The sequence below is a fragment of the Pseudomonas sp. FP1740 genome (genome assembly GCF_030687165.1).
In the GTDB taxonomy this organism is placed as follows: domain Bacteria; phylum Pseudomonadota; class Gammaproteobacteria; order Pseudomonadales; family Pseudomonadaceae; genus Aquipseudomonas.
Genome location: NZ_CP117461.1, coordinates 4,430,531 through 4,447,962, shown reverse-complemented (window position 1 = coordinate 4,447,962; position 17,432 = coordinate 4,430,531). Strand labels below are relative to the sequence as shown.

Annotated in this window: 16 protein-coding genes and 1 pseudogene; 5 read left to right on the top strand and 12 right to left on the bottom strand. The window is 59.9% G+C overall.

Going from position 1 to position 17,432, the window contains the following annotated elements; genetic code table 11:
- Window positions 1-212 precede the first annotated feature (212 nt).
- From ccoP to ccoN, 4 genes are read right to left on the bottom strand one after another with little or no spacing between them, the layout of a single operon-like run.
- On the bottom strand, window positions 213-1,166 hold the full coding sequence (ccoP, locus tag PSH69_RS19755; protein WP_111454685.1) for a cytochrome-c oxidase, cbb3-type subunit III: 954 nt from the start codon (window positions 1,164-1,166) through the stop codon (window positions 213-215).
- Window positions 1,163-1,363: a cbb3-type cytochrome c oxidase subunit 3 gene (locus tag PSH69_RS19750; protein WP_018925303.1), complete on the bottom strand. Its 201-nt coding sequence runs from the start codon at window positions 1,361-1,363 to the stop codon at window positions 1,163-1,165. The genes ccoP and PSH69_RS19750 overlap by 4 nt, the downstream gene beginning before the upstream one ends.
- Before the next feature lie 3 nt (window positions 1,364-1,366).
- Window positions 1,367-1,975, bottom strand: a complete 609-nt coding sequence (gene ccoO / locus PSH69_RS19745; RefSeq protein ID WP_007942211.1) for a cytochrome-c oxidase, cbb3-type subunit II — start codon at window positions 1,973-1,975, stop codon at window positions 1,367-1,369.
- Between the two features lie 10 nt (window positions 1,976-1,985).
- Entirely contained in the window at window positions 1,986-3,410 is a 1,425-nt protein-coding gene (ccoN, locus tag PSH69_RS19740; RefSeq protein WP_007942213.1) for a cytochrome-c oxidase, cbb3-type subunit I, read from the bottom strand.
- A gap of 111 nt (window positions 3,411-3,521) precedes the next feature.
- Between ccoN and PSH69_RS19735 the strand changes: the two genes are divergently transcribed.
- The gene (locus tag PSH69_RS19735) at window positions 3,522-4,196 is read left to right on the top strand and encodes an alpha/beta family hydrolase (RefSeq protein WP_305409529.1); all 675 of its coding nucleotides are present in this window, start codon (window positions 3,522-3,524) and stop codon (window positions 4,194-4,196) included.
- 113 nt (window positions 4,197-4,309) lie between these two features.
- Here the strand turns inward: PSH69_RS19735 and PSH69_RS30320 are convergent.
- The 6 genes and pseudogenes from PSH69_RS30320 to acnA all read right to left on the bottom strand — a co-directional run.
- Window positions 4,310-4,414, bottom strand: a pseudogene (locus PSH69_RS30320) (aerotaxis receptor Aer); the annotation flags it as partial.
- Window positions 4,415-4,509: 95 nt separating this feature from the next.
- Window positions 4,510-4,842: a type II toxin-antitoxin system YafO family toxin gene (locus tag PSH69_RS19730; protein ID WP_305409528.1), complete on the bottom strand. Its 333-nt coding sequence runs from the start codon at window positions 4,840-4,842 to the stop codon at window positions 4,510-4,512.
- 6 nt (window positions 4,843-4,848) lie between these two features.
- Window positions 4,849-4,995 (bottom strand): hypothetical protein, encoded by a 147-nt coding sequence (locus PSH69_RS19725; RefSeq protein ID WP_007942217.1) that lies wholly within the window; start codon window positions 4,993-4,995, stop codon window positions 4,849-4,851.
- 235 nt (window positions 4,996-5,230) lie between these two features.
- Window positions 5,231-6,796, bottom strand: coding sequence for a PAS domain-containing methyl-accepting chemotaxis protein (locus PSH69_RS19720; protein ID WP_018925305.1), 1,566 nt, complete (start codon window positions 6,794-6,796; stop codon window positions 5,231-5,233).
- A gap of 104 nt (window positions 6,797-6,900) precedes the next feature.
- On the bottom strand, window positions 6,901-7,695 hold the full coding sequence (locus PSH69_RS19715) for a CPBP family intramembrane glutamic endopeptidase (protein WP_305409527.1): 795 nt from the start codon (window positions 7,693-7,695) through the stop codon (window positions 6,901-6,903).
- Window positions 7,696-7,880: 185 nt separating this feature from the next.
- Window positions 7,881-10,622, bottom strand: a complete 2,742-nt coding sequence (gene acnA / locus PSH69_RS19710; protein WP_305409526.1) for an aconitate hydratase AcnA — start codon at window positions 10,620-10,622, stop codon at window positions 7,881-7,883.
- Between the two features lie 222 nt (window positions 10,623-10,844).
- On the opposite strand from acnA, the gene rlmM reads away from it, so the two are divergent.
- Entirely contained in the window at window positions 10,845-11,918 is a 1,074-nt protein-coding gene (gene rlmM, locus PSH69_RS19705) for a 23S rRNA (cytidine(2498)-2'-O)-methyltransferase RlmM (protein WP_305409525.1), read from the top strand.
- Between the two features lie 77 nt (window positions 11,919-11,995).
- Entirely contained in the window at window positions 11,996-12,247 is a 252-nt protein-coding gene (gene tusA / locus PSH69_RS19700; protein WP_007907805.1) for a sulfurtransferase TusA, read from the top strand.
- Between the two features lie 48 nt (window positions 12,248-12,295).
- On the opposite strand, the gene PSH69_RS19695 is transcribed toward tusA, so the two are convergent.
- Window positions 12,296-13,705: an MATE family efflux transporter gene (locus tag PSH69_RS19695; RefSeq protein ID WP_230174135.1), complete on the bottom strand. Its 1,410-nt coding sequence runs from the start codon at window positions 13,703-13,705 to the stop codon at window positions 12,296-12,298.
- 209 nt (window positions 13,706-13,914) lie between these two features.
- On the opposite strand from PSH69_RS19695, the gene pdxB reads away from it, so the two are divergent.
- Complete coding sequence (gene pdxB / locus PSH69_RS19690; RefSeq protein WP_305409524.1) at window positions 13,915-15,057, top strand: 4-phosphoerythronate dehydrogenase PdxB; 1,143 nt, start codon at window positions 13,915-13,917, stop codon at window positions 15,055-15,057.
- 91 nt (window positions 15,058-15,148) lie between these two features.
- On the opposite strand, the gene PSH69_RS19685 is transcribed toward pdxB, so the two are convergent.
- Window positions 15,149-15,328: a PA1571 family protein gene (locus PSH69_RS19685; protein ID WP_305409523.1), complete on the bottom strand. Its 180-nt coding sequence runs from the start codon at window positions 15,326-15,328 to the stop codon at window positions 15,149-15,151.
- A gap of 268 nt (window positions 15,329-15,596) precedes the next feature.
- Here PSH69_RS19685 and PSH69_RS19680 point away from each other — a divergent pair, with 268 nt between their 5' ends.
- Window positions 15,597-17,381: an ABC transporter transmembrane domain-containing protein gene (locus PSH69_RS19680; protein WP_370695212.1), complete on the top strand. Its 1,785-nt coding sequence runs from the start codon at window positions 15,597-15,599 to the stop codon at window positions 17,379-17,381.
- The last annotated feature ends 51 nt before the right edge of the window (window positions 17,382-17,432 follow it).

Here is a 17,432-nt window from a genome sequence, read left to right as displayed (position 1 = left end):
TCTACCAGCCTTTGCGGCCTGTCATCGAACAGAATCGTCGAACACATCGGGTAAAATCGACCTGGAACCGACTCATGCCAGTCCGCACCGAGGAAGCTTAGACCCGAATCTGGTGAACCGAAAGGAAGGGGAACGGGAGGGTGCGACAATGGGTCGCAAAGAGGCAGGGAACTGCCGCATTCCGCAGAATGCGGCAGCAGAGCGGTGAAAAATTATTCGCTTTTGCCTTGTGCCTGCAAACGCTCGGTGCCGACTCCGTGGGACAAGCTGTACACATAAGCGGCCAGCAATTGCACCTTGTCGTTGCCCAGCAATTCGTTTTGCGCCGGCATATGGCCCTGGCGGCCATGGCGAATAGTCTGTTGCAGTTGCGCCAGGCTGGTACCGTAGATAAAACCGGCCGGGTGCGTCAGATTCGGCGCGCCCATGGCTTCAGTGCCCTGGCCGTTTGCCCCATGACAGGCTACGCAGGTGGTGCTGAACAGTTGCTGTCCGGCTTGCACATCGGCGCCACTGTCGGCTGGTAGCGGCAGGCCGGCCAATTCGTGACGCACGTACGCGGCGACGTTTTTCACGCCAGCTTCACCGAGGATTTCCCCCCAGGCCGGCATGGCCGCCATGCGACCGCCCATGATGGTGGTCTTGATGGTCTCGGCATTGCCGCCCCAGCGCCAATCGCTGTCAGCCAGGTTGGGAAAACCGAACGCGCCCTTGGCATCCGAGCCGTGGCACACCGAGCAGTTGGAGGCGAACAGGCGTCCGCCCATTTTCAGCGCTTGCGGGTCTTTCGCTACTTCTTCCACCGGCATTGCCGCGAATTTGGCGAAGATCGGCCCGAATCTGGCGTCCGCCTTGCTCATCTCCTTTTCCCATTCGTGCACGCCGGTCCAGCCGTTTTCATAACCGGGCAGGATGCCTTTCCAGTTGCCCAGGCCCGGATAAAGAATCAGGTAGCCGACCGAGAACACCAGGGTGCCGGCGAACAGCATGAACCACCACTGCGGCAGCGGGTTGTCGTACTCCTCGATGCCGTCGAAGCTGTGGCCCATGGTCTGGTCGACGCTGCCTTTGGTTTCGCCCCGGCGGGTGCCGATCAGCAGCCAGGTCAGGCCGATCAGGCTGCCGATGGTCAGTACGCAGATCCACGCACTCCAGAAGGTGGTCATGGCCGGGCACTCCTTGTTGTTGCAGATTCTTGGGTAGTTTCGGGTTGCGGCTCGTCAGCGAATGGCAGCAGGCGCGCTTCGGCGAATTGCGGATTGCGCTTGCTGTTGAACACCCACAGTGTCAGGCCGACGAAGGCCACGAACACCACGACTGTGCCGAGGCCGCGGATCAGGCCTGTGCTCATATCAATGACCATGACTCACCTCTTGCTCTTGATGGCAGTGCCGAGCACTTGCAGGTAGGCAACCAGCGCATCCATCTCGGTCTTGCCCTTGAGCGAAGCGACTGAGCCTGCAATGTCTTCGTCGGTGTACGGCACGCCGAGGGTGCGCATGGCGCGGATCTTGGTTTCGGTGTGGCTGCTGTCGAGCGGGTTGGCCACCAGCCATGGATACGCCGGCATCTTCGATTCCGGCACCACGTTGCGCGGGTTGTACAAGTGCGCGCGGTGCCAGTCTTCGGAGTAGCGCCCGCCGACTCGCGCCAGGTCCGGCCCGGTGCGCTTGGAGCCCCAGAGGAACGGGTGATCCCACACGCTTTCCCCGGCCACCGAGTAATGGCCGTAGCGTTCGGTTTCGGCGCGGAACGGGCGGATCATCTGCGAGTGGCAACCGACGCAGCCTTCGCGGATGTAAATGTCGCGACCTTCCAGTTGCAGCGCGGTGTAGGGCTTCATGCCTTCCACAGGTTTATTGGTCACGTCCTGGAAGAACAGCGGGACGATCTGGGTCAGGCCGCCGATGCTCACGGCGAACACCATCAGCAACATCAGCAGGCCGACGTTTTTCTCGATTGTTTCGTGTTTCATGGCGGACTCCTCAGGCGATCTGCGCGGCAGCGACGGCTTCGGCAGGCTGCGAGGCCCGCACGGTGCGCCAGGTGTTGTAAGCCATCAGCAGCATGCCGCTGAGGAAGATCGCGCCGCCCACCAGTCGCACGATGAAGCCAGGATGGCTGGCCACCAGGGTTTCGACGAAGGAGTAGGTCAGCGTGCCGTCCTCGTTGACTGCGCGCCACATCAGGCCCTGGGCGATGCCGTTGACCCACATCGAGGCGATGTACAGCACGGTGCCGATGGTGGCGAGCCAGAAGTGCGCGTTGATCAGGCCGATGCTGTGCATCTGCTCGCGGCCGAAGACTTTCGGGATCATGTGGTACAGCGCACCGATGGAAATCATTGCCACCCAGCCGAGCGCGCCGGCGTGAACGTGGCCGATGGTCCAGTCGGTGTAGTGGGAGAGGGCGTTGACCGTCTTGATCGCCATCATCGGCCCTTCGAAGGTCGACATGCCGTAGAACGCCAGGGACACCACGAGGAAACGCAGGATCGGGTCGCTGCGCAACTTATGCCAGGCACCCGACAGGGTCATCATGCCGTTGATCATCCCGCCCCAGCTGGGCGCCAGCAGGATCAGCGACATCACCATACCCAGCGACTGTGCCCAGTCCGGCAGCGCGGTGTAGTGCAAGTGGTGGGGACCGGCCCAGATGTACAGGGTGATCAGCGCCCAGAAGTGCACGATCGACAAGCGATAGGAATACACCGGGCGTTCGGCCTGTTTCGGCACGAAGTAGTACATCATTCCGAGGAAACCGGCGGTGAGGAAAAAGCCTACGGCGTTGTGGCCGTACCACCACTGCACCATGGCATCGGTCGCACCGGAGTACAGCGAGTAGGACTTGGTCAGACTCACCGGCAATTCCAGGTTGTTGACGATATGCAGGATTGCCACGGTGATGATGAATCCACCGAAGAACCAGTTACCGACATAGATGTGCTTGGTCTTGCGCTGCATGATCGTGCCGAAGAACACGATGGCGTAAGCCACCCAGACGATGGTGATCAGGATGTCGATCGGCCATTCCAGTTCGGCGTATTCCTTGGAGCTGGTGTAACCCAGCGGCAGGCTGATCGCCGCCAACAGGATCACCAGTTGCCAGCCCCAGAAGCAGAACGCGGCGATTTTCGGCGCAAACAATCGAGTCTGGCAGGTACGCTGTACCGAGTAGAACGAACTGGCGAACAACGCGCAGCCGCCGAAGGCGAAGATCACCGCGTTGGTGTGCAGCGGGCGCAACCGGCCGAAACTGGTCCATGGCAGATTGAAGTTGAGTTCGGGCCAGACCAACTGGGCGGCGAGAAAAACCCCGAGCCCCATGCCGACGATGCCCCACACCACCGTCATAATGGCGAATTGGCGGACCACCTTGTAGTTGTAGGCGGTACTGATAGAAGTGTTCATGGTTCCCCATCCACGGTTCAGCCGAAGTGAGGGCCCGTCTTTGCGAGTAAGCCGCGCAAGGCAGACGCTCCCTTCGTCTGGAGTTATAGGCAGACTAAAAGCGAGGCAAGCATGGACAAACAGCACAAGGCCAGTATTGACGGGGATCAATGGGCGCAGTGCGTGCGGGATCACGGATGGCTGTGGAATGCCGCCTCGGTGCCGGCCTCGGCGACACTGATTCTCGCCCATGGCGCCGGTGCGCCGATGGACAGCGGCTGGATGAGCGACATGACTGCGCGCCTTGCCGCACAAGGCGTCAACGTGCTGCGCTTCGAGTTTCCGTACATGGCGCAGCGGCGAGTGGACGGCGGCAAGCGCCCACCGAACCCGGCGCCGAAACTACTGGAATGCTGGCGCGAGGTGTACGCCGTGGTGCGACGCCATGTCACTGGGCGTCTGGCCATTGGCGGCAAGTCCATGGGCGGGCGGATGGCCAGTCTTTTGGCCGATGAGCTGGAAGCGGATGCGCTGGTGTGCCTCGGTTATCCGTTTTATGCCGTCGGCAAACCGGAGAAACCTCGGGTTGAGCATTTGGCTGCGCTAAAGACACGGACGTTGATTGTGCAGGGCGAGCGCGATGCGCTGGGCAATCGTGAGGCGGTCGATGGTTATGCGTTATCGCCGAGCATCGAGTTGTTGTGGCTGGCGTCGGGGGATCATGATTTGAAGCCGTTGAAGGCTTCAGGGTTTACGCATGAGCAGCATTTGGACGCGACAGCGAAGAGGGTCGCCGGGTTTCTGTGAGAAGCAAGATCAAAAGATCGTCCGAACGCGGCCAGAGCCTTCGTCAGCTCCTACAGGGTGTATGTCGTTCGAATGTAGGAGCTGGCGCAGCCTGCGATCTTTTGACGTTGTTGTCAGCGGTTAAACCGCTCCACCAACGAATACTGGGTATTCGCGGTCTTGGTCAGTTCTTCACTCAGCAGCGCCGAGTTTTGTGCCTGTTCCGAGGTCTGGTCCGTCATTTGAATCAACAGTCGTCCAGGTCGGGAAAGATGAATTTACCCACTACCCAAGGCCCAACGATTTCACAATGCACAGTGCGCAGGAATGAACCCTACTCACTTCGGTTATGGGCATCAGGGCCGGTGACAGTCAGCAAAAGGTATTCATCCCGAAAGGCGTCAAAGGCATAGATCAGCCAGAAGTCATTGTCGGGATCTTCAACCAGAGCGGTTCGGTAATACTGGCGGTCGATTTTTGCCCATCGGGCTTGAATCGCTTGAGTGCTTGCCAGGTGGATGTGGTGCATATCGCTGAGGTCGAGCCGTTCGTCTCGCCCGAAAATAGTCGGCAGTTCGCCGCACACTTTGTAGTTGTAAAAGTGTGCGGCGAAGTTTTGCCAATTGTTTATTTGTTCAAAAAGTGCAGAGATTTTGACAGCTGGCATCCATGGCTACTTTCTAATAGGTAGCTTGCCAGTGATCACAAATTTATCGAACGCTTTTTGCCCATCACGCGCGGCTTGCTGAACATCAAGGAACGTCAGTTCATCGCGAACGACCTTTTTGTCGGGCTTGCCGATCTTTCTAGTGGTGGCCATCGGAGCCTCCGAAGGAGATGTATTCATGCTGACCAGCTTAAGTGATTGAGTTTTTACCGGCAAACAATAGAGTCGGACTCTGAGGTGGACAAGTCGGGGGATTCTGGGCCGGTTGTAGGCAGGGGCGCATAGATGTGTAATCTGAGGCGGCGGTCTCGCGGCACCAGACCTTTCAGAATGACAATAAAAAACCCGGAAGCTTTCGCTGTCCGGGTTTTTTGTTTTTCGACCACGATCAGCGGTTAAACCGCTCCACCAACGAATACTGGGTATTCGCGGTCTTGGTCAGTTCTTCACTCAGCAGCGCCGAGTTTTGTGCCTGTTCCGACGTCTGATCAGCCAGTTGTGAGATGTTACTGATGTTGCGGCTGATTTCTTCGGCCACCGAACTTTGCTCTTCGGTCGCGGCAGCGATTTGGGTGGTCATGTCAGTGATGTGGGCCACCGCTTCGCTGATGCCCACCAGCGCCTGATCCGCTTCCAATACCCGCGCAACACCTTCTTCAGCCTGGCGATGACCGGCCTCCATGGTTTGCACCGCCGTGCTGGCGGTTTGTTGCAGCTTGGCGATCAGGGCGTGGATCTGCCCGGTGGATTCGCTGGTGCGCTGCGCCAATTGGCGCACTTCGTCGGCCACCACCGCAAAACCACGGCCCATCTCACCAGCACGGGCGGCTTCGATCGCAGCGTTCAAGGCGAGCAGGTTGGTCTGGTCGGCAATGCCTTTGATCACGTCGACCACGCCACCGATTTCGTCGCTGTCCTTGGCCAGTTGTGTAACGGTCAGGCCGGTTTCACCGACCACCACCGACAGGCGTTGGATGGCTTCGCGGGTTTCACCTGCGATGTCGCGACCGCGACCGGTCAGGCGATTGGCTTCCTGAGTGGCGTCGGCGGTGCGCTGCACGTGACTGGCGACTTCCTGAGTGGTAGCGGCCATCTGATTGACGGCGGTCGCCACTTGCTCGGTTTCGACGCGCTGACGTTCCAGGCCGGTGGAGCTGTTGTGAGCCAGCGTGTCGGACTGTTTCGCTTGTTCGTTCAGATGCTCGGCGGTGTCTTGCAGGCGCGTCAGGCAGGTTTTCAGGCGAGCTTCCTGGCTGAGAATGGACATTTCCAAGCGTGCCTGGGCACCGCGGCTGTCGGTGTACATCTGCGCGATCAGAGGGTCGGACGTGGTCTGTTCGGCCAGGCGCAGCAAGCGCTTGATACCGCGCTGTTGCCAGCTCAAGCCCATCAAGCCCAACGGCACCGAAAGACCGGCGGCGAGGGCGAAGCCCCATTGCGACGTCAGGGTGGCGCCGATCATGAAGCTCAACTGGCTGACCAGAATGAACGGCAGCCAGTCCTGAAGCACCGGCAACCACTTATCCCTTTGAGGAACGGCGGACTTGCCCTGATTGATGCGTTGGTAGAGCGCTTCGGCACGGCGGATCTGCTCGGCGGTGGGCTTGACCCGCACCGATTCGTAACCGATCACCTGATTGCCTTCGAACACCGGTGTGACATAGGCGTTAACCCAGTAGTGGTCACCGGTCTTGCAGCGATTCTTGACAATGCCCATCCATGGCAAGCCTTGTTTCAGTGTGCCCCACATGTGCGCGAACACCGCAGACGGGACGTCGGGATGACGAACCAGGTTATGCGGCGCACGGATCAGTTCCTCACGCGAAAACCCGCTGATTTCGACGAAAGCATCGTTGCAGTAGGTGATCATGCCCTTGGCATCGGTGGTGGAAATCAACCGTTGCTGCGCCGGGAAGGTCCGTTCGCGTTGTGTGATGGGCTGGTTGTTACGCATGGCTTTTTCAATCCGCAAGGCTTTGATGATGTATCGGCATCGTCGGGCATTTATTGAAGTTTTTTTTCAATAAATCAGTAACGCGTCGCAAAACGACCGCTGCGTCATCGTCCCGCGAGCATCGGATACGTGAACAAGCCGAAATGCAGCAGATTCAAACCAAAATGGGTGGCGATGGCCGCACCCAACCCACCGAAACGGTAAGCCAGGCCATAGCCGACACCGGCCAGGCTGGCCAGCAACACCCATTGCCAGCCAGCGCCCAGATGAACGAGGCCAAATAGCAATGATGCGAGCACCAGCGCGAGGCTTTCGCCATAAGGCAGGTGTTTAAACTGCCGGCTCAGACCGCCCTGGATGTAGCCGCGAAACAGCGCTTCTTCCACCAGCGTCACCAGCAACAGATTGTTCAGCATCCACAGCCAGGCCTGATCCGGCCATTTCGGTGCCCAACTGATCACGCCCAGCAACAGCGCACCACCCAGGGCCAGTGCGGCACTCACGGTCAGGGCGAGGGCGGTGGCATAAACAGACAGGCGCAGGGAGCGCCGGCCGACAATCCATGGGCAGACCAGTAACAGCCAGAAGCCGATCAGGGGTTTGTCCAGATTCAGGTACATGGCGAACCGCACGGCATCGTCGGTGAAACGCAGGGGATCGATAGCGCGACCGTTGTAGAAACCGGGAAGCCAGTGTGTCGCCAGCGCCACCGCCAGGACGATGAACAAGCCGTGGCCGAGGTAGCGGCCGAGGGGAATCTGTTGTTGGCGAACGGCGAAACCGGCGATCAGCAGTAACCCGAAAGAAATGGCAGCCAGCCAGCCGAGATGGCCGTAGATCAAAGCCAGGCTGTAGCCGAGCGAGAGAAGTGCCAGATAGATCCATGGCAGAGCGATCATTTGAAGTCCTTGTTTCAGAGATGCTGCAGGTTGCCCGGCCTATGTGGGAGCCCCCTCGCCACAGGTCGCTCCCACATTGGTCATGTGTTGTACACAACACCTATGCAATTGGCACGCGATTATAGAGACATACACCGCCCAAACAAAAACACCGCCCGAAGGCGGTGTCGTTGTCAGCGGAGGCGTTACGAGGCAATCAACTGCCGCAACACGTAATGCAAAATCCCTCCGGCCTTGAAGTACTCCACTTCGTTCAGAGTATCGATCCGGCACAATACCTCGACCTTCTCCTGGCTGCCGTCTTCACGGGTGATGACCAGCGTCAGGTTCATCCGCGGAGTCAGTTCAACGCCCGTCAGGCCAAGAATGTCCAGGGTTTCCTTGCCGGTGAGGTTCAGGCTCTTGCGGTTCTGATCCAGCTTGAACTGCAGCGGCAACACGCCCATGCCCACCAGATTTGAACGGTGAATCCGCTCGAAGCTTTCAGCGATGACGGCTTTGACCCCCAGCAGGTTGGTGCCCTTGGCCGCCCAGTCACGGCTTGAGCCGGTGCCGTATTCTTGCCCGGCGATCACCACCAGCGGCGTGCCCGAGGCCTGGTAACGCATGGCCGCGTCGTAGATCGGCAGCTTTTCCCCGGTCGGAATGTAAATCGTGTTGCCGCCTTCTTCACCACCGAGCATTTCGTTGCGAATGCGGATGTTGGCGAAGGTGCCGCGCATCATCACTTGGTGGTTGCCTCGACGCGAGCCGTAGGAGTTGAAGTCCCGCGGTTCCACCCCTTGTTCACGCAGGTAACGGCCGGCAGGGCTGTCGGTCTTGATGTTGCCGGCGGGGGAGATATGGTCGGTGGTTACCGAATCGCCGAGCAGTGCGAGGATTTTCGCCCCTTCGACATCCTTGACCACCGGCGCAGGGCCGCCAATGTCATCGAAGAAGGGCGGGTGCTGGATATACGTCGAATCGTTGTTCCAGACATAAGTCGCTGCCTGCGGCACTTCGATGGCTTGCCACTGCTCGTCGCCGGCGAACACTTCGGCGTACTCCTTGTGGAACATCGCGGTGTTCACCTGAGTCACGGCGTCGGCGATTTCCTTGGTGCTCGGCCAAATGTCTCGCAGATAAACCGGGTGGCCGTCCTTGTCGTGCCCCAAGGGCTCGCTGCTGATGTCGATGCGCACCGTGCCGGCCAATGCATAGGCGACGACCAGGGGCGGGGAGGCCAGCCAGTTGGTTTTCACCAGCGGATGCACGCGGCCTTCGAAGTTGCGGTTGCCCGACAGCACCGAGGCGACGGTCAGGTCGGCTTTCTGGATGGCTTTTTCAATCGGCTCCGGCAGCGGCCCGGAGTTGCCGATGCAGGTGGTGCACCCATAACCGACCAGGGCAAAGCCGAGTTGGTCGAGGTAGTGGGTCAGGCCGGCTGCCTTGTAGTAGTCGGTGACCACTTTCGAACCGGGGGCCAGCGAACTCTTGACCCAGGGTTTGCGCTTGAGGCCTTTTTCCACGGCTTTTTTTGCCAATAGTCCAGCCGCCATCATCACGCTGGGGTTGGAGGTGTTGGTGCAGGAGGTGATCGCGGCAATCACCACCGCACCGTTTTTCAGCCGATGCGTATGGCCTTCGTGGGCGTAGTCCGCTTCACCGATCAGATCGGCGTTGCCCACCGCGACGCCTCCGCCGCCCTCACTTTCAAGGCGACTCTCTTCCTTGGTGGAGGGTTTGACTTGCAGGCCGAGAAAGTCAGTGAACGCTTGCGCGACATCCGGCAACGAGACACGGTCTTGTGGGCGCTTCGGCCCGGCGAGGCTGGCTTCGACGCTGCCCATGTCCAGGGCCAGGCTGTCGGTGAACACCGGCTCCTTGCCGGGCAGGCGCCACAGGCCTTGAGTCTTGCTATAGGCCTCCACCAGTTTCACGGTTTCCGTGGTGCGGCCGGACAGGCGCAAGTATTCCAGGGTCACCTCGTCCACCGGGAAGAAGCCGCAGGTGGCGCCGTATTCCGGGGCCATGTTGGCAATGGTCGCGCGGTCGGCCAGCGGCAGGTCGGCGAGGCCGTCGCCATAGAACTCGACGAATTTGCCGACCACGCCTTTCTTGCGCAGCATCTGGGTGACGGTCAGCACCAGGTCGGTGGCGGTGATGCCTTCCTTGAGCTTGCCAGTGAGTTTGAAGCCGATCACTTCCGGAATCAGCATCGACACCGGTTGGCCGAGCATCGCCGCTTCCGCTTCGATCCCACCGACGCCCCAGCCGAGTACGCCGAGGCCGTTGATCATGGTGGTGTGGGAGTCGGTGCCGACCAGGGTGTCCGGGAAGGCATAGGTGCGGCCGTCCTCATCCTTGGTCCAGACGGTGCGACCCAGATATTCAAGGTTGACCTGGTGACAGATGCCGGTGCCCGGCGGCACCACGCTGAAGTTGTCGAAGGCGCTCTGGCCCCAGCGCAGGAAGGCGTAACGCTCGTGGTTGCGCTGCATTTCGATGTCGACATTCTGTTCGAAGGCGCTTGAGCTGGCGAATTTGTCGACCATCACCGAGTGGTCGATCACCAAGTCCACCGGCGACAGCGGATTGATGCGCTGTGGGTCGCCACCGGCCTTGGCCATGGCGGCGCGCATGGCGGCCAGGTCGACCACGGCCGGGACACCGGTAAAGTCCTGCATCAATACCCGCGCGGGGCGGTATTGGATTTCGCGGTCGGAGCGACGCTCCTTGAGCCAGGCGGCAATCGCCTTGAGGTCGGCGCCGGTGACGGTTTTCTCGTCCTCCCAGCGCAGCAGGTTTTCCAGCAGCACTTTCAACGACATGGGCAGCTTGTCGAGGTCACCCAGGCTCTTGGCGGCTTCGCGCAGGCTGAAATAGTGGTAGGTCTTGTCGTCGACTTGTAAGGTTTTAAGGGTTTTCAGGCTATCGAGGGACGGCATTGAAATGACTCCTTTAAGTCCGCACGGCTACGGACGGAGGGAAGGGCAGAGGTTTAAACCTAGTCCTGTTTGGTGCTTAAGGCTAATAACTGGACCCTAAGGGCAAGTCCAAGGTTCCGAACTCGGCTATCATGCGCCGGTTTTCGTGACAGGCTTTGCTTCAACGCAAGCCTGGGCATCGCGCAGTGGCGCAATTTTTTCGCCAACTGCCCAGGAGTAAGAATGAACACCCTCTTTATGCATTGCCGACCGGGCTTCGAAGGCGAAGTCTGTTCCGAGATTTCCGAACATGCCGCGCGGCTGAACGTGGCCGGTTATGCCAAGGCCAAAACCGCCAGCGCCTATGCCGAATTCATCTGCACCGAAGAAGACGGCGCCGAACGCCTGATGCGTGGCCAGCGTTTCGCCGACCTGATCTTCCCGCGCCAGTGGGCCCGTGGGATCTTTATTGATCTGCCGGAAACCGACCGCATCAGCGTGATCCTCACCCACATGGCGGACTTCCCGCTGTGCGGCAGCCTGTGGCTGGAAATGGTCGACACCAACGATGGCAAAGAGCTGTCGAACTTCTGCAAGAAGTTTGAAGTGCACCTGCGCAAGGCGTTGATGGCGGCCGGCAAGCTGGTGGAAGACCCCAACAAGCCGCGTCTGCTGCTGACCTTCAAGAGCGGCCGCGAAGTGTTCATGGGGCTGGCGGAGTCGAACAACTCGGCGATGTGGCCGATGGGCATTCCACGCCTGAAGTTCCCCCGTGAAGCGCCGAGCCGTTCGACGTTGAAGCTGGAAGAGGCCTGGCATCACTTCATTCCCCGCGACCAGTGGGATGAGCGTCTGCACAGCGACATGACCGGTGTCGACCTCGGCGCCGCCCCTGGCGGCTGGACCTGGCAACTGGTCAACCGCGGCATGCTGGTGACCGCCATCGACAACGGCCCGATGGCCGAAAGCCTGATGGATACCGGTCTGGTGCAGCACTTGATGGCCGACGGTTTCACCTTCAAGCCCAAGCAGCCGGTGGACTGGATGGTCTGCGACATCGTCGAGAAGCCGGCGCGCAACGCGGCGATGCTGGAAGAATGGATTGGCGAGGGGCATTGTCGGGAAGCAGTGGTCAACCTCAAGCTGCCAATGAAACAGCGTTATGCTGAAGTGAAGCGCTTGCTGGAGCGTATTGCCGAGGGGTTCAAGGCGCGGGGCATTCGGGTTGAAATCGGCTGCAAGCAGCTGTATCACGACCGTGAAGAAGTGACCTGCCATTTGCGCCGGCTTGACGTGAAAAAACCGAAATCCCGCTGATTCACACGGTCCTGCTCCCACAGGTGACCGAACACCCGGCAATGCGCGACAATGCCGGCAAGTTTCAGGAGTAAACCATGAGTGAAATGATCGATACGCCGGTTGACGGCACCCTCGATGCCACCGGCCTCAATTGCCCGGAACCGGTGATGATGCTGCACCAGCACATCCGTGACCTGGTGCCTGGCGGCCTGCTGAAGGTGATCGCCACCGACCCGTCGACCCGTCGCGACATTCCCAAGTTCTGCGTGTTCCTCGACCACGAGTTGGTGGCGCAGCACGAAGAGGCAGGCACCTACCTGTACTGGATCCGCAAGAAGCTCGCTTAACGGGCACAAAAAAGGCCTGCATGTGCAGGCCCTTTTTTTTGCGCTCGCTTAACCGGCCGAACGGCTGATACGGATCCGCTTGCGTGCGCTGCGCGCCAGGCGGATCGACAGCATCAGCGCCGCGCAACTCAAGCCGACGATCAAACCCTGCCACAGCCCGCTCGGGCCGCTCGGCGCGCCGAACCAATCGGTCAGGCCCAAGGCGTAACCCACCGGCAAACCGATGCCCCAATAAGCGAACAGCGTCAGGATCATCGTCACTCGCGTGTCTTGATAGCCTCGTAGCGCGCCGGCCGCCGTCACCTGGATCGCATCGGAAAACTGGAACAGCGCCGAGTACACAATCAGCATCGCGGCCACGTGAATCACCGTCGGGTCGGCGGTGTAGATCGCGGCGATGGGTTCACGCAGCAACAGCATCATGCTTGCGGAAATGCACGCATAAGCCAGTGCCGTGCCCATACCGACCCCGGCGGCGAAGCGAGCTTCGCGTGGTTCTTCACGGCCCAGTGCCTGGCCGACCCGCACGGTCACGGCCATGCCCAGGGAGTAGGGGATCATGAACACCAGTGAGCTGAAATTCAGGGCGATCTGGTGCCCGGCGACCACCGTGGCGCCGAGGCTGCCGATCAGCAGGGCGATCACCGCAAAGATGCTCGACTCGGCGAACACTGCGATGCCGATTGGCAGGCCGATGCCCAGCAAACGTTTGATCACCGCCCACTGGGGCCAGTCGAAACGGCTGAACAACTGGCTCGACTGATAGGCCGGCGCCCAGCGTTCCCAGCCGGCCATCCCCAGCGCCATCACCCACATCACGATTGCCGTGGCCCAGCCGCAGCCGACACCGCCCATCGCCGGCACACCAAAGTGGCCATAGATGAAGATGTAATTGAGCGGAATGTTCAGCGCCAGCCCGCACAAGCCAAGGACCATGGCCGGACGTGTGCGACCCAGGCCATCACTGAAACAGCGCAATACGTGATAGAACGCGACGGCGGGCAGGCCGCTGGCGATGCCGTGCAGGTACTGCATGCACGGGCCGATCAGCTCGGGATCGACCTTCATGATATGCAGGATCGGTTCGGCGCTGAACAGCAGGCCGGTCGCCATCAAACCCACCACCAGCGCCAGCCACAAGGCCTGACGCACGATCGGGCCAATCTCGCTGTGAGTGCCGGCACCGAAGCGCTGGGCGACTTTCGGGGTGGTGGCCAGCAGCGTACCGGTCATCAACAGAAACACCGGCACCCAGATCGAGTTGCCCAGCGCGACGGCCGCAAGATCGCGAGGCCCGACCCGTCCCGCCATCACCGCATCGACGAAGCCCATGGCGGTGGTCGCCAGTTGCGCGATCATGATCGGCAACGCCAGGCCGAGCAGGTTTTTCAGCTCCAGGCGAACCCGGGCCGGGCGGTTGAGGGAAATAGCGGCGGTGGGGTCAGTCACGGAATTCAAGGCGAAACGTCCAAAGGATTTTGATGCGCGAGGCGGCGCATTCTACGCCTTGACGCAATGGTCAGGAAAAATCCTGTGTTGCGGATTTGTAATCAGTTTTACGGGCATCCCCACTCCCTCGCCACAGGGGGGCAACTAAGGTGCTTAATACCTGCTGGCCCATCACCTCCATCTGCGCCTAAACTGCCGGTCCGCCAAAGGAGCCTGCCATGTTGATTGTTGCCGACGAAAATATCCCGCTGCTCGATGCCTTCTTCGAAGGTTTCGGTGAAATCCGCCGAGTGCCGGGACGTTCCATCGACCGCGCCACCGTCGAACAGGCCGATGTGCTACTGGTGCGCTCAGTGACCAACGTCAATCGCGCATTGCTCGAAGGCAGCAACGTGCGCTTTGTCGGCACATGCACCATCGGCACCGATCATTTGGATCTGGACTACTTTCAGCAGGCCGGTATCACCTGGTCCAGCGCGCCAGGCTGCAATGCCCGGGGTGTGGTCGATTACGTGCTGGGCAGCTTGCTGACCCTGGCCGAAATCGAAGGTGCCGACCTGACTCAGCGCACTTACGGCGTGGTCGGCGCCGGCGAGGTGGGCGGGCGGCTGGTCAAGGTTTTGCAAGGTCTGGGCTGGAATGTGCTGGTTTGCGATCCGCCACGGCAAGCCACTGAAGGGGGCGATTACATCAGTCTCGAGCAGATCGTCGAGCAATGCGATGTCATCAGCCTGCACACGCCGCTGGACAAACAGGGCCCTCAGGCAACCTGGCATCTGTTCGATAAAAACCGTTTGAACCAACTCAAACCCGGCACCTGGCTGATCAACGCCAGTCGTGGCCCGGTGATCGACAACGCCGCCCTGCGTCAGGTGCTGTTGCAACGTGAAGATCTGCAAGCGGTGCTGGATGTCTGGGAGGCTGAGCCTGAAGTCGATGTAGCGCTGGCGGAGTTGTGTGTCATCGCGACGCCGCACATTGCCGGCTACAGCCTCGACGGCAAACAGCGCGGGACGGCGCAGATCTATCAGGCGTTTTGCAAATTTCTTGGGCAACCGGAACAGGTCAGCCTGAACGATTTGCTGCCAGCGCCATGGCTGTCGGCTGTTACGTTGAATGCTGGCACCGATCCGGCCTGGGCGCTGGCGATGTTGTGCCGTGGCGTGTACGACCCGCGCCGTGACGACGCGGATTTCCGTCGCAGCCTTGTAGGCAATGTGAGTGAACAGCGTGCGGCGTTCGATGCGCTGCGCAAGCATTACCCGCTGCGGCGTGAAATCGATGGGTTGAAAGTGCGGATTGACGGGGATTCGCCGGCGTTGCAGCGGATCGTGGCGGCCTTAGGCGCAATCTCGGCCTAGAAAACTGACCGGATTCCTACAAAAGCCACACAAAACAGGCACCGATAAAAAACCCGGCCAACAGGGCCGGGTCAAGAAGACAGTGGCTATATCACTCTTGTTCGGCAGGCTTGACCAATCGCTTTTCCAGTTCGCGGCAAGCGTCCTGGATCATGCTCTCAGTGATCGGTACTTCACGCCCATCCTCATCGATAATCGAGCAACCCAGAGACTGGTCTGGCTGTGTGCGGATCACTTGAATCTTGTCATCGCTGCTGTTTTGCAAGGACATGGCCTGTCTCCTCATCAGGTTGTGCGCTTACTGTAAAACCGCCAGGTGACCGGTCTGTGACAATTCCTTGCGATCTTTCAGGTCGGCCTCTTCAGTCCATCAGAAATACCCTGACGTTTCCACCCGGACTTTAGACCAATAACCTCTAGCCACTAGTCTTGGTGGTCATAATTAACGTTACTCATTGTGATTTACAGCGTTCAAGCCGATTGACCGGTGTAGGCTTGATCGGGTCAAAACCCATTGGTTGCATCATCGGATGATCTTCATGCTCTCTGCCCGTCACCGCCGCGCCATTCGCCTGGCCAGCCGTTTCATCACGCCTTATCGCTGGCCGGCCTTAGGCGCCTTGCTGGCGTTAATTGTCACTGCCGGCATCACCTTGTCCATGGGGCAGGGGATTCGCCTGTTGGTGGATCAGGGTTTCATGACCCAGTCCACGCATTTGCTCAATCAATCCATCGGCCTGTTCATGTTGCTGGTGATCGGTCTGGCGATCGGCACTTTTGTGCGCTTTTACCTAGTGTCGTGGATCGGCGAGCGCGTTGTCGCGGACATCCGCCGTCGGGTGTTCAATCACCTGGTCTATCTGCATCCGGGCTTTTATGAAGACAACCGCAGCTCCGAGATCCAGTCACGACTGACTGCCGACACCACGCTGCTGCAATCGGTGATCGGCTCTTCGCTATCGCTGTTCCTGCGCAACGGGCTGATGGTGATCGGCGGGATTGTCTTGTTGTTTATCACCAACCCCAAGCTGACCAGCATCGTAGTGGTCGCGTTGCCGTTGGTGGTCGCGCCGATTCTGATCTTTGGCCGCCGGGTACGCACTCTGTCGCGCCAGAGCCAGGATCGGGTTGCCGATATCGGCAGTTATGTTTCCGAAACCCTGAGTCAGATCAAAACCGTGCAGGCCTACAACCATCAGGTGCAGGACGAGCAGCGTTTTGCCGCGACCGTGGAAGAGGCTTTCAATACCGCCCGCAAGCGCATTTTCCAGCGAGCCTGGTTGATTACCCTGGTGATCCTGCTGGTGTTGGGCGCGGTCGGGGTGATGCTCTGGGTCGGCGGCATGGACGTCATCGCCGGGCGGATTTCCGCGGGTGAGTTGGCAGCGTTCGTCTTCTACAGCCTGATCGTCGGTGGCGCCTTCGGCACATTGAGTGAAGTGATCGGCGAACTGCAGCGAGCAGCAGGGGCGGCCGAACGGATTGCCGAATTGCTGCGATCGGAAAACATCATTCAGCCCCCGACCCATGGGCTGGTGACCTTGCCTGAGCGGGTGAAGGGCGATCTGGTGCTGCAAGATGTGCGCTTTTCCTACCCGTCGCGTCCTGATAGCTATGCCGTCGATGGTTTGAGCCTGACGATCAATGCCGGCGAAACCCTCGCCCTGGTCGGGCCGTCAGGTGCCGGCAAATCGACGGTGTATGACCTGCTGTTGCGCTTTTACGACCCCGCTGAAGGACGCATCCTGCTGGACGGTTTGCCGCTGACCCAACTCGACCCTCTGGACCTGCGCCGCTGCTTCGCCCTCGTCTCGCAAACCCCGGCGCTGTTCTTCGGCAGCATTGAAGAGAACATTCGTTATGGCCATCCGACGGCGACGTCGGCGCAGGTCCAGGAGGCCGCGAAAATTGCCTACGCCCACGAATTCATCGAACAAATGCCCAATGGCTACCAGACCCACCTCGGCGACGCCGGGCTCGGTTTGTCCGGCGGGCAACGCCAACGTCTGGCCATCGCCCGGGCACTGTTGGTGGACGCGCCGATCCTGCTGCTGGACGAAGCCACCAGCGCCCTCGATGCACAAAGTGAACACCTGATCCAGCAAGCCCTGCCCAGCCTGATGGAAAACCGCACCACACTGGTCATCGCCCATCGACTGGCGACAGTGAAAAACGCTGACCGAATCGCGGTGATGGACCAAGGGAAACTGGTGGCGGTGGGGACGCATCAGGAGTTGATTGCGAGCAATGCGTTGTATGCGCGATTGGCGGCGTTGCAGTTTAGTGATGGGCGCCATGCCCCAACCGACCAAGTAACCGACTAAGTAACCGACCAAGTCGAGCACCCAAAAAAATGCCCGCATCAATCGATGCGG